We start from the raw sequence: 13,249 nt of genomic DNA on the forward strand, positions 1-13,249 counted from the left end.
TGCCCCTCCGTCGACTGACCCCCTCAGGGGGAGAGGGTCAGCCGACGAGGCACATGACTACAGGTACCAGCTCTGAGTTGGGTAGTTCGGGTCCGGGGCGTGCGTCCACTGCTGGGCGGGAGCTCCGTCGATCTTGCTGGAATCGGCGATTTCCAAAGTTTTTCCGCTGTTGAGGTTGGTGAGGTTCAGATTCCCTGTAGCACCAATGGACTGGATGGTCCATTTCTGGGTTGCTATTCCCTTGCAGGTCCACTGCTGGGCGCGGGCCCCGTTGTCGGGGCTGGAATTGTTGATTTCCAGGCACTTGCCGCTGTTGGCGTTGACGATCTCATAGACGCCCTCGGTGCCGGTGGGCCGGAATTGCCATCTGGCGCTGGCCTGTCCGAGGCATGCCCATTGCTGGGCCGCCGCGCCGTCGTCCTTGCTGGAGTTGTTGATTTCCAGGCAGGAGCGGCTGTTGGCGTTGTGGATCAAGCCGCCGGAGGGCAACGTGGGCGCCTTGCCGTTGTCGGGCAAGGGCGCGGGAGAAGGCAGAGGGGCGGTCCCGAGGCTGGTGGTGGTCCAGCGCTGGGCGTCGACGTCCACGCAGTTCCACAGCTGCAGTTGGGTCTTGATGCTGAGCGTGTTGTTGGGACGTTCCAGGCAGCGCTGGGCATTGACGTTGAGGTAACTGCCGTTGGCGCGGGCCTGCCACAGCTGGTTGGGCGTGCCCTTGCAGGTCATGAGCTGGATGGGCGTCTCATTTTCGGTGCCGCTGTTGGTGGCCTCTACGCACTTGCCCAGAATGCGGAGAGTGCCGTCATCACGCAGGGCGACCTGTTGCGCGGCGGTCCGGTTGCATGTGTAGATCTGGATCTTGGTGCTGTCGGCGGTCTGCCCGTTGTCGGTGTCGATGCACGTGGTGGCGGCGCTGGAGACAGTGACGGGGCTGGTTGCGTCGGGAGCGGTGATGGAGGCCGCGTACGGGTATACGGCGAGGTTGCCGGCGCCTCCGTACAGGCCCTGACCCATCGGGTTGGCCGCGCCTTTGGCCTGGTAACGGCCGAAGACGAGGGGGCCGTTCGGTGCCGGGCTGTTGGTCTTGCTGTGTTGCCCGGAGCCGATCAGTACGCCGTTCGCATAGAGGCTCATCCTTCCGGTCGTCGCGTTGTAGACGGCGGTGAGTCGCGTCCAGACGTCGGGGTTGACCCGGGCTTGGGCGTTGATGACGTCCGTGTTGTCGTACTGCCAACCGGACGCCGGTTTTGTCGGGTTGGTGAGGGCGAAGCGCCAGGTGCTGCCGTCTGGGTCGGGGTAGAGAAGGAAGTCGCTACGCTGGGTGCTGCTGTTGTCCTGGCTGACGATCACACCGCCCGCACCCGAGGCCTTTGCCCAGGTACTGATGGTGAAACTGTTGCGGGTGTCGATCACGGATGTGCCTGTGGTGAGCGTCGACTGGGGGCCCTTGAACGAGGCGTAGTTGGTGCGGCGTCCGTCGATGACCCCTGTCGGCCAGCTGAGATTGGCAGCGGTGGCCGGGTAGGAGCCCGAGCTGCTGACCACGGTGCCGTCGGCACTCTGGCCGGTCAGTTCCCAAGCGGCCGACGGCCTGTTCAGATTGCCCTGGGGCGTTACGGCTGTGGCGAGACTGGTGACGTCGGGGTGGGGAGCCTCCGTGGTGGGGGCGACGCCGATACCCTTCCAGGAGACGAGCTGCCGATTGGTGTCCACGGCCCACAGATCCGGAATGCGGTCGCCGGTGAGGTCGCCGTCAGAGCCGACGCGTGGGAAACGCGCGGGATCGATGGTGGCCAGGGCAACGCCTTGGGCGGGGTTCGTGAACCCGGTCAGGTCGGGAGCCGAAGGCGTCCCCTTGACAGGAAGGACGCGGACGGTGCCGCTGGACTTGGAGCGGACCCACAAAGTCGGCAGGTCGGTGCCCTCGGCGCGGCCCGGGGTGATCAGCTCATAGCCGTCCCACTTCTGGTCGTTCGCGGAAAGCAGGAAAGCCTTGGATGCGAGCTGGTTGGTGGTGCCAGCCAGGGCGAGCCACAGCCGCCCGTTTTCCACGAACAGTACGGTGGAGCGGTGGAGGACGTACCCTCCGGTGGCGGCCGGAACGGCGGAGTCGCCGTCGAGAGCGCCGAAAGCTGCGATCTGGGTGACTTTCGACCAGTCGGTTCCATAGCCGTGCTCGGTGCAAGGCAGGCTGGTGGAGCCGTCCGATGCGACACAGGTGGTGGGCTTCGCCACGACACTCCGGGCCTGGCCGTCAAAACGTCCGCTCTTGGGATCGTTGGGGTAGACATAGAGCTTTTCGCCACCCGGCTGGTGGGCCAGCAGGTCATCGACGAGGTTCACGAACCCGAGACTGCCGCGATGCGTGATCTGGGTGTTCGCCCAGCCGTTCCCGGTCGGAGACGCCTTGAAGCCGGCCCGGGGGTCGGTGTCGTCGGCCGTCTTGAAAGGCGCGTTGGGAGCGGTGTTGGGATCGGTGCCGCCGCCGATCCGGCGCAGATCGCCCGCGGAGTCGGACAGCAGGACATCCGGGAAGTTGTCACCACTGACGTCGCCGAAGACCGGCTTGGTGGGGTTCTTCGGATTGGACGGTGCGTAATAGCCGTACACGGCGGGCTGGGACATGTTGCCCGCGTCGTCCTGCGTCTGCAGGTAGAGGAAGTTCGTGCCCCACTGGGCGGGTGTGACACTGATGGCGGCCGTTCCGCCAGTCAGCTTGACGACGCCCGCAGTGGTGTCGGTGCACTTCCAGCCAGTCGCCGCGGCCTTGATCGGGTCGGTGGTCCACCGGGCGCAGGCCAGTCCCGAGGAACGGCCACCGCCGACGGGGCCGGGATCGGTGCCGGCCAGGGTGAAGGTGCCCGCCTCTCCGGCATACTTGAGCGGCTTGGCGTTGAGCGTGCCTGAGGCGGGAAAGTCGATGGATGTCACGGCGGCGGTGGGTGGCGTGCGATCGACCTGGACGAAGCAGGGCGTGGTGACGTCACTGGTGAGCGTGTCATCCGTGGTCTTCGCCTGCCAGCCATAGCGATGGCCGTCGGTCAGGGCGCCGACGTTCACGGTGACGTCGCCGCTGGCCGTCCAACCAGTCACGAAGTTCGACGTGCTGTTGCCGTTGTCGTTGTCCCAGAGCTTGAACGTGGTGCTGAGGGTTCGCTGGGTGGGCGAGTTGGCGTTCACTGTGAGAGCTGTATCGGCGTTGGCGCCGAACCAGCCGGCACTGTCCCACGGACTGCAGGGGACGAAGCTGCCGGTGCTCGCGAATCCGGGCGTCGGACTCGTGCGCGGATTGGTCACGGTGGGCTCGATGTCGTACGTGATGACAAGGTGCGGAGCCTCGCCGCTCTTGGAACTGAAGCGCTGGCGATAGAACTTGTTGTACTCATCGTCGGGGGCGAACCCAAACGTGAAGTTGGGCCAGCCATTGGCGACAGCTGTCTTGATGGTGTCGCGGACGCCGTAGTCGATCTCGCCGGTGCCCGACACCCACAGCGTCCCGATGTTCCGGCAGCCCGCCATGACGGAACCAGTGCCGCACGGCTGGCGGTTCCAGCTGGTCGGGTTGCTGATGGTGCCGGTGTCGTAAAGACTCATCGGGGTCTGTGTGGACGGGCTGGAGGAGGCGACGATGGTCGCCTTCAGCCTCGCTTCCAACACCACCGCGGCCCGATCGTGCAGGAAACTCTCGATGCCCACCTGGAAGTAGGCGCGGGTACGCCCCGTGGGCGAGCAGGCGGGTTCGGAGTTGATGTAGCCGCAGTAGCCAGTGGCCGGCTTGTCCTGGCCGTACTGCGTGCCGTTGTACTCGTTAGTGGTCGGGTACCCCTCCTGGACCTGAGCCCAGGCCTGCACCCCATTGCTGTCCGTCGTCGGATTCCAGCCCGGATCGATGAACCACGGACCGTTGCCCTGGCCGAGGAGGCTGGTGTCGGGGACGAGATCGATGCCCTGACCGGTGGCGGTGGTAGTGACTTTGGCGACGGTGGCGCCCGCGCCGGGCCCGTCAGAGGTGGATGCGACGGTTTGGTCGTCTGCGGACATAGCGGGGGCGGACAGACCGGCCGGGCCCTTCTGGGGGGCAGCCTGCGGGGCGGAATCCCACATCACCGGTGTGGGGGCGCTGAACCGGGCTTTCCCGTCGGTGTCGACTGCTCTGAGGTTACCCGCCTCGTCCGCACTCACCGTCAACCCGTCGGCCACCACGTCGAGGTGCAACTTCCTGACCGTGGGGTTCGCTGCGGCCTGCGCGGTACGGACCACCAGGACCTGACGCCAGCCGCCGAGCGTGGTGGCGGTCAGTTCCAGGTCGACATCGGGCAGAACGTCCTTGTACAGGGCGCTGTCACCGTTGAGTACGGGCTTCGGCAGAGCAAACGGTGCTTTGAGGGCCAGCTTCTTGCCGTCAGCCGTGGTCATGGTGGCCATCGGTCCGTCACCGCCACCCGAGAACGACAGTTTTGACGGGACGGCAGCCGGCGTGATCGTGCCGTCGGAGGTGGTGGCGAGCGTGGGGTCGACGTCCTGCCATGCGCCATCGGCCTTGCGTACTCGCTGCGGAGCAATCGAGGCATCAGTGCTGAGAGTGCCGTCGGGGTTGGCGACGGTCGCAGAAGTCGCCGTGGTCAGAAAGCCGACGACGACGGGCTTGCCCGTGCTCTTGGCCTGGGTCCGTGCTGCATCGAGGGCGGTTTCGTCGGCGGTCCGAGTCTTGGGGGGTGCGGCGGGCCAGTCGGTATCGGCGGGGCCAAAGGTGCGGTCGCCGGTGGCTGCGGCAGTTGGCACTGCCAGAAGACCAAGGCCCAGGGACAGCATGGCTACACCAGCAACCGGACGCAACCGCGCCCGGAACAGGTGATCGCGTCGCGAGGCCCCCTGTCTGGGTAGCCACGAAGGGGGAAATAGTGGCCTCAAAGTGGAGGTCCTCGCTCTGAGTTATGAACGGATGAAATTTGGGCCTACTTTTCCTTCACGAAGATATGGTTGTCAACGAATCCAGAAGACTCGATCGCCCGATTTGGACGGTCTTTTGACTGGTACGCCTCCGTGATGCTGGTCACTTATCAGCCGAAGGCTCAATGCATCTAATGAGGGTGCATCGGATGTAGCCTCATGGTATTGACCCCGGGCGACGGGGCCGGCGTCGACGAAAAATCGATGGGCGAATTGTTCCGAGTTCGACAAGGAGTCGACCGTTTGGGAGGATTCAGTCAGGGCTCCCCCCTCTCGATGTCAATGTCAGCTTGAGCTGCACCGTAGTGCGGCGCGGATGGTCGCCGAGGTGTGGCTGGATTTCTACACCGAGTGGGCTGAAATAAAAGCAGTGGCCTAAAACCGGCATCGATATGACCCGGGACGACCCTCGAATTGGGTACCAGAGGGTCGCCTTTTTCGTAACTCGGACATTTTGTTCTTGCTGTACTCCGGAGAGGATCCGGCCGATTTTTCCCACCGTGCCGGCCGCAGCGTCCCGGCGCCCTTCCACTACTCCGTCATGTTCTTGGCCGGTATGCAGGAGCGCGCCAACCGGCTCCCCGGCGAATCGGTGGAGGAGGAGGGGATTCGGTGAAGCCGCTGCAGATCATCTCCGCGCCGAGATGCTCGCGCAGCCAGGCGCCGCAGGGCTCGGATGTGTAGTCGGGCAGAACATCCACTACTTGGCTGGTTTCCACGCCGACGAGGATGGTTCCGTAGGTGCGTCCCCCCGGAAGGCGAGCTCGTCGACACCAAGCACCCTCGGGGCTCACCCCTGCACCGGCGGATGAACCAGCATTTCCCGCAGTCGCGTGCGTCCGTCGGCGAGGTGCACGCGGCGGCACAGCCGGACTCTCAGCCTGACCAGCAACTTCCTCCCAGGCAACGGCCGCTCGGCAAGACTCCGCTCGCAGCGGTATCGGCCTCACGCCGTCCGCCGCCCCGGCGTCTCCCCAGAGCGTCCCGCGGGGAGCGCCTGGGGAGATTCGATGCCGTACGGGGAGCATCTGGGGAGTTCTAGCCGCGTAAGACAGAAAGCCCGTGAAAGATCCCGAAAGAAGTAACGCTGCAGGTCAGCGTCATCTGATGGGTCGAAAGCCCAGCTCAGAGCCTCGGACTCGAGGCCTACATGACGTATATACCGAGGTCGTCGGCCTCGGTGATACCGGGAAGCGAGCCACCCTCGCGCAGAGGCGTGACATAGCGGGTCGCGGTGACTTCTGTCAACATCTTCCCAGGCTACATGGGCCGCAGGCCTGCATGTCCAAGGCGCTGCCCCGAAATGGCTCGCCCGTCACGAATCCCTACCAGCTAAAACTGGGGAATTCTCAGCCACATGTACCGAGATCATCTGTACCGAGGGCACCGAGAGGGCGGATCACCCCCAGGAAAGGGTGTAATGCCAGAGGGCGCAGCTCCTTCCCCGGCCCCATTCCCAGGCAAATGAGGCTGCCCTTTCCATCCCAAGGGCTTGAGTCCGATCGAGTCCGGTCGTAGCGCGGCCCGCAATCAACCCCGTGGAGAATCTGGGGAGTTTGAATCCCCGTGGCGCCATCTCAGGACCTGATCCCCAGCCCACACCAGTCCGCGGGCCAGGGACTTTCCACAGTCCCCGCGAGTGCGTGGTGCACAGGTCGCAGCGGTGCAAGGGGTCAGGCCAGATCGTAACGAAGGCACCGTAGCCCGAATTGCGGACCTCGCCGTGATGATGGGGGGCGGTCTCCCCACGGGCCAGGTCCTTTTCGACGAGCACGTCGATCGCGATGCCGCTATCGGCGCGCATCATGATCGGCCCGCCATTGCCCGACGCCTGCTGCATCGCACAGGATCTGCCCCTCGTCGCTTTGGAAGATCCCTGGGCAGGCCATGAACAGCTTCACCACTCAAAGAACCCTCAAAAGTCAGGCTGATAATTTCCGCTACTGGCCCGAGCAACGCTGTTGAACGAAAGAACGGTGAGGGCGATCGTCAGGCCCGGCAGCGTCGACAGCCGCCTACTCGACCTTCGGCCTGAACTACGTGGTCACCAACCGCGAGGAGCCGGCGACGGGCAATGCGGCCGACCGGGTGCGCGAGCACCTGAACGGGCGAGTCGCGTTGGGGACGTTTCCCTTCGACTGGTCCCTGTACGGCTTCCGCCCGGATCCGGGCGGAAGCCGAGCGTGCTGCCCTGGTCTTCCTCGTCGCTCAGCTCACCGCGCGGTGGGGCAGCCGTTACGCGACCGCGGCAAGACCATGTCCCAGCAAGCCTCATTTCAGCAGATCAACGGCCCCTTGGGGGTGTCGTCGCCCCAACCCGATGTTCAGGCCGCTCCTGATCTCTTCCTGGATTCGGACGCAAGTCCATCCTGACGGCGCGAGCCGTCTACTCTCGGGCGAGAAACCGAGGAAGTGGGGTTGTCATGGTGCGTGGACGGATAGCGGGCCGGCCGGTGGTGCTCGCCATCGCAGCGGTAACGGTGGTCCTGGTCGGGGCCGGAATGTACTGGTTCCAACCATGGAAACTGTGGCAGGACGAAACGGTGCAGGACGCGCTGCCCTCAGCCGCACCGGCCCCGACAGCGACGACGTCCGGACAGCCGAAGACGACGCCCTCGCCGTCGGCCCCGGCCGGACCGCAGACGATCGCTGCGGGCGAGCTGATCAGTCATGAGCACAAGACGACCGGCAGTGTGAAGATCGTCCGCCTGGCCGACGGTTCCCACACGGTGCGGCTGGAGAACCTCGACACGAGCAACGGGCCGGACCTGCGGGTGTGGCTCACCGACGCGCCGGTCAAGGAAGGGGAGGCGGGCTGGCACGTCTTCGATGACGGCAAGTACGTCAGCCTGGGCAAGCTCAAGGGCAACAAGGGCGACCAGAACTACACCCTTCCCGCCGATGTCGACCTCTCCCAGTACACGAGCGTCAGCATCTGGTGCGACCGCTTCGACGTCTCCTTCGGTGCCGCGGCGCTCGCGAAGGCCTGACGAAGACGGACCGAGAAGCGGCCCCGCCGGCTCTGTGCCGGCGGGGCCGCTTGCCGCTATGCGGCACCTGTCACCAGGTGTTGTTCATCCGGGAGCCGCTCAGGCCCGCTTCACGGTGAAGGCGCACCAGGCAGTCCATTCGGATGCGGTGCCGCCGTCCTTGACGCGTATCCGCCAGCGGTAGTCGCCGTTTCCGAGCTTGTCTTCCGGGAGCTGGAAGGCGGCGGCGTCGCTGGTGTCGCTGGTCAGCTGCTTGCGTACGACCTGCTTGCCGTCCGCGGCCTCGACCTCGAAGACGACCTTCCGGCGGGGACCTGCGGCGTTGCCGGTCTCCTCGGTACCGGGAGGAGCTATCGACTCCAGCGTCGCGGCGAGAGTCGGCGAGCCACTGGTTACCACCGGCTTGCCCGCGGGGCCGGCGCAGACTTGGAATCCCGCGTACGGGCCGTCGGAGATGCGCGGCATCTCGGGCGTAGGCAACAGGAGATCGTCCGGGCGGCCGTTGGCAGAGACCGCCGTGTTCTCCCCGGCAGACCTGGCGACGGCGTTGGACAGAGGGGCTGCAACTGCCCCGATGGCCACGGCCGCGACCACCGCGAGGGCAGCACGTCCCGGTCGCGTCCTGGCCTTGTTCCACACACGCATGGCTGTGTCTCTCTTCCTTACGGCGCGACTACTTGACGTAGAGCGTGTGGTCGGGACTCGGGAACTGGATCTGGGTGCACTTGTACGAGGTCCACCGGTGCTCGGCGACCAGGCGCTTGCCCTGTGCCTCGCAGCCGCCAAGGTTGTTCAGGTCCTCGTACTTGGTCCAGTCGGCGGCGGTGTTGGCCTTGAGCTTGTTCGCGGTGACGTATCCGGCGGCCTGGCCGCCTGCCGCGACGCCGTCGGTTCCGTCCCAGCGATAGTGCACGCCGAGCCAGACCCGCCCGACGGCATTCTCCGTGGCCGCGGCCGAGAAGGTGGTGAACGTACGGGTCACACCCAGGGCGTTGGGGTCCTCGGTGGTGGCGGTCCACGTCATCTGGTCGGTGCCGAACCAGTCCCGCATGACCCTGGCCCACGCGCCGCCGAAGGTGGCGTGACCGGAGATGTAGGCCGGGAAGGCCGGGCTGAAGTGGTTGCCATTGCGGTCCTGGGACAGCGGCTGCCAGTTCGGGTCGCCGACCGTGTTCGCGTTCCCGTCGCCGTCCACGCGGACCGCGCTCTCCGGACGCCACAGGTCGATCTCGGTCTGGTACTTCGCGTCCCAGGCCGTCACCGCCGCGTCGGCCATCGCGAAGGACGTCAGGGCGAACAGCTTGGCGTTGCCGGCGACGGTGAGGCCCTGCTGGCGGGCGAGGATCTGGGTGTGCTCGAACAGCTGGCCCGGCGGCTTGTACGTGCCGTCGAGGTCATTGGCCCAGAACAGCGCGGCCTGGGTCTGATCGGCGGTCCGAGCAGCGGAGTCGGCCCGGCCCAGGCTCTTCACGTCGTTGAACTGATCGGTGTACGCCTGGCTCTTGAGAAGACTGTCCATGACGGTCTGGCCGGCCGGCCCGGCCGGCCGGAACTGCGTGCCCGAGGCCATACCGAAGGGCTTGACCTTGCCCCACTGAGGGGTAGCGCCGTTTCCGGTGCCGGTCGGGCGCCAGTAGCCCGCCACCGTGCTGCCGGTGTACGGCGCGGCAGGCGCGGAGCCGTCGTTCTGCCGGGCCGTGATCATCGCGGCGGCGGTCTTCTGGCCCACCTCGGTGCCCGCTGCCCGCTGCTCGGCGGTGACGGCGGCCGGGATCGTCGAGCGGGCGCTCGCGATCTCGTCGTCGAAGTTGTACTGCGGATACACCGACTTCAGGACTTCGAACGCCGCGTGGTCGATGGCGCTGTTCACGTCCGGCAGGGCTCCGTTGGTGGCGGTGGCCTTGACCAGGTACGGGTCACCCAGGCACTTGGTGGCGCCTTCGGCGCAACGGGCGGAGTTCGCCGCGTCGTAGATCGCGCCGTGCATCATGGCACCCGCGCGCGCCAGCGGGCCCGGAGCTCCGCCGACCGCCTTGTACGTGGCCTGGAGGACGTCGTTCCAGTACACGACGTGGTCCTTGACCGGGTCGGCCGGCGCCTCGTACGTCACCAGGATGGAGGGGGCGTTGGCCGGCGCGTCGGCGGAGGCGAAGATCTTGAACGCCTTGTAGTCGGCCTCGTCCGTGGCCCGCAGGCCGATGGTGTCCACCTCGCGCGGGGTCTGCGACCACTGCTTGACGAGCGGAGTGATGTCCTCCGACAGCCAGCGCACTCCGCAGTCGGTGTGCCCGTAGGTCTGGGTCGAGGCGGTCACCTTCGAGCGCCAGGCGGGCTGGGTGCTCCAGCGGGTGGCGGCCGACGCGGTTCCGGTGTCCCAGATCTCCCAGGACCGCGCCTCGCAGGAGTCGGACCACACCGAGTACAGGTTCAGCTCGGCGTTGAGGATGTCCTGCCCGGTGACCGAGGAGTGCCGGGGGAAGTTGATGAACGACCGGGCCTCGCCCCGCTGCCATTCGCGACCGACGTTCAGCCCGATGTTGCCGGAGAAGTCGTCGGTGTCGCCGTTGCGGACGAAGGTGTCGAAGTTGGTTCCGAAGTACACGGCGGGGTCGATCGTGACGGGGAACTTCGTCTCCTCGTCGGCCAGGAAGCCCTTGTCCGCGGTGACCTTGAGGTCGAATTCCCCGCCCCGCTGTACGACGTCCAGGTCGACCTGGACGCGCTTGGCGCCCTCGCGGCCGGTCTTGTCGTGCGAGGCGTCCCACATGAAGGGGGTCGGGAGCTGGCCGACGGCCTTGCCGGTCTTCGCGTCGGTGAAGGTGACGGTCTCATCGGCGCCGTGCCCGGCCTTGAGGCCCTTGGCCCGCAGCGGGAGGGTGAAGGTCGCGGCGCGCTCGGCGCCGGCGCGGTCCTTGACCACGAGATACTGCTCGAAGCCGGTCCTCGTGGCCTCGACCACCAGGTCGGTGGCGGGCAGCACGTTCTCGTACGTGGCCTTCGCGCCCTCGAGTACGGGCTCCGGCAGTGCGCCCTTCCACCCCAGGGTGACGGCCTGCTCACCGGCGCCCAGGGTGACCAGGTCACCGCCCGACGCACCGGTGCGCCCAGCGAGCTTGAGGCCGCGCGGGTGGGCCTTGGACCGCACCGAACCGTCTGGACCCTTCACGAGCGAGACGTCCACCGGCACCCACTGGCCGTTCTCGCGGAACCGCACCGGACCGGCGAACGACTCCACCGCCATGGTCCCGTCAGGGTTCGCCCATAACGTGGTGTTCTCCGTGCGGCTGCCGATCACTTCGATCCGGCGCCCTTGGGCCTGCGCGGTGAGCCGGGCCGCGGTCTCTTCGCGGTCGCTGCGCGCGACGGTGCCGCGTTGCGCTGCGGCGGGGGAATCCGCTGCCGCGAGGGCGGGAGCGGCGATGCTCGCCGCGATACCTGCCTCGGCGAGCAGCAGGAGGGCCAGGGGAACGGCCAGGCCTCTGCCATGGCGCGTGGCCCGTGCCGGTCCTCGGGACCGGCTGGTTGAGCTGTGCACGCTGTCGACTCCTTGCCATCAGAAGCGGGGATCAGACGTGCGGATGCTTCCAGTGGCCACTCAGCGTGTCCATGCGGCGTCTCACCGTACGGCAGTGATCATGGCGACGCCGGAACGGGGAACTCCAAGACGATGCCCGGGAAGCCACAAGAGGCTTGGATATGGGGCCGGTTGATGCAGATCACCGCACTTGCGCCCGACGGCGTGGGCATTGTCGAAGGCGCGGCTCGTGACGTAGGTCGCGGCGCCCGCGAGGGTGATGCCCAGCCACTCCCGGCGGCCGTCCAGTGCGACGAGGCGGAGTCGTCGTAGCCTTCCTCGCGCAGGTAGCCGCCGAGATGTCCGAGGACGGAGCTCTCGGACAGCAGTGCGTATGGCAGGTAGACGAGTGCGGCTACGGCGGTGGCGGGCAGCAGTAGGCGGCGGCGTACCACCAGGACAATCCCGCAGGGTCGTCGTGGTAGCCGTCGGTGCGCACGGTCAGGACGAGTACGGCGACGAGTGCGGACAGCAGGCGCCCGCTGCGGACGGTGCGCGGGTTGAACACAGGGCTCAGCGTGGCAGCCGGCGGGCCCTGGATGTCGCTTGGAGACACGCGGCATCAGCGTTTCGTGTACGCCGGGCCCGTCACGCACCGGCCGTACGGTCATCCGCGATGTCGCCGGTGTTCATCGCCTTCTGCTGCCCGGGTCAGCTGGGTGACTGCTGTGGCGAAGCGGGTGTGGGGTGCTGAGGTGGCCACGGCGTGGGCGTCGGCTGCGGTGTCGACGTCGCGCAGCATCGGCAGGTCGCGGACCGTGACGCCTGCGGCGGTGAGCCTGCGTCGCTGCTGCGCGCAGACTTCGGATTCCGGCACCGGCACCCCGTGCACCAGTGCGGGGTCGGGGTCGGCCAGGCCCAGGGCCCAGAATCCGCCGTCGAGGGCGGGTCCGATCCATGCGCCGCAATCGTGCCAGGCGTCGTCGGCGAGAGCGGGTGCGAGGTCGGCGGGCGTCGCCTGCGGGGTGTCCATGGCGATCAGGACGGCAGGGCCTGTGCAGAGCGCGAAGGCTGCGGCCAGCCGCTCGTCGAGCCGGCCCTGGCCTTGCGGGACGACGTCGATGCCCGGTGGAAGCCATGGGCCCGGTTCGCCCTCCAGCACCAGTACGCGCCGTCGCGCGGGGGCGGCGAGCACCATGGCCAGGGTGTCGGCGAGCATCGCCTCGGCGAGGAGGGCCGCCTCCTGGGGTGTGTAGGGCGGGGTGAGGCGTGTCTTGACACGGCCGGGAAGGGGTTCCTTGGCGATGACGAGCAGCATCGTCACAGCCCACCTGCCTCTCTGGCTTTCGTGCGTGGAGGCTGGACGAGCACAGCGCACATGTCGTGCACGGTGTGCCAGATGCCCCGCCAGGTCCCGGTGACCTTCGACGTCCCGGTCCTGGGCCGGTAGGGGACATCCGGCTCCCGGATCCGGCGGCCGGCGTCGGCGGCGCGGACGACCACCTGCAGCGGATAACCGCTGCGTCGGTCGGTGAGGTCCAGGCCGAGCAGCGCCTCCCGGCGGGCGGCGCGCATCGGGCCGAGATCGCGCAGCCGAAGTCCGGTCCGCCGACGTAGCATCCCTGCCAGCACCAGATTCCCGGCCCGCGCATGCAGCGGCCAGGCACGGTGCCCCTGCGGCCGGCGCCGGCCGAGCATCAGATCGGCCCGCCCCTCGGCCACCTCGCGCACGAGGGAGGGCAGACCGCGGGCTTCATCCAGACACGGCAGGACGACAGCGACCGTCGCCGCGTTCGAG

The 13,249-nt window shown here is 67.2% G+C and carries 6 protein-coding genes and 2 pseudogenes; 1 reads left to right on the forward strand and 7 read right to left on the reverse strand.

Annotation, left to right across the window (positions count from 1 at the left end):
• Positions 1-57: 57 nt before the first annotated feature.
• Both MTF69_RS31750 and MTF69_RS31755 read right to left on the reverse strand, forming a co-directional pair.
• Positions 58-4,809, reverse strand: coding sequence for an RICIN domain-containing protein (locus MTF69_RS31750; RefSeq protein ID WP_243339673.1), 4,752 nt, complete (start codon positions 4,807-4,809; stop codon positions 58-60).
• A 1,843-nt stretch (positions 4,810-6,652) separates the two neighbouring features.
• Positions 6,653-6,845 (reverse strand): annotated as a pseudogene (locus MTF69_RS31755) (dihydropyrimidinase); the annotation flags it as partial.
• A gap of 525 nt (positions 6,846-7,370) precedes the next feature.
• Between MTF69_RS31755 and MTF69_RS31760 the strand changes: the two are divergent.
• Entirely contained in the window at positions 7,371-7,937 is a 567-nt protein-coding gene (locus MTF69_RS31760; RefSeq protein WP_243339674.1) for a DM13 domain-containing protein, read from the forward strand.
• Between the two features lie 99 nt (positions 7,938-8,036).
• Here the strand turns inward: MTF69_RS31760 and MTF69_RS31765 are convergent, their stop codons facing one another.
• The 5 genes and pseudogenes from MTF69_RS31765 to MTF69_RS31785 form a co-directional block, all read right to left on the reverse strand.
• Positions 8,037-8,417: a hypothetical protein gene (locus MTF69_RS31765; RefSeq protein WP_243339675.1), complete on the reverse strand. Its 381-nt coding sequence runs from the start codon at positions 8,415-8,417 to the stop codon at positions 8,037-8,039.
• Between the two features lie 193 nt (positions 8,418-8,610).
• Positions 8,611-11,472, reverse strand: coding sequence for a DNRLRE domain-containing protein (locus tag MTF69_RS31770; RefSeq protein ID WP_243339676.1), 2,862 nt, complete (start codon positions 11,470-11,472; stop codon positions 8,611-8,613).
• A 394-nt stretch (positions 11,473-11,866) separates the two neighbouring features.
• Positions 11,867-12,067 (reverse strand): hypothetical protein, encoded by a 201-nt coding sequence (locus MTF69_RS31775; RefSeq protein WP_243339677.1) that lies wholly within the window; start codon positions 12,065-12,067, stop codon positions 11,867-11,869.
• A 51-nt stretch (positions 12,068-12,118) separates the two neighbouring features.
• Positions 12,119-12,769 carry a DUF2064 domain-containing protein gene (locus MTF69_RS31780; protein ID WP_243339746.1) on the reverse strand — a complete coding sequence of 217 codons (651 nt, stop codon included), beginning with the start codon at positions 12,767-12,769 and terminating at the stop codon, positions 12,119-12,121.
• Positions 12,770-12,771: 2 nt separating this feature from the next.
• Positions 12,772-13,242: pseudogene (locus MTF69_RS31785) on the reverse strand (glycosyltransferase); the annotation flags it as partial.
• Positions 13,243-13,249: the final 7 nt, after the last annotated feature.

Source organism: Streptomyces sp. AP-93, from assembly GCF_022808175.1.
Lineage (GTDB): Bacteria > Actinomycetota > Actinomycetes > Streptomycetales > Streptomycetaceae > Streptomyces.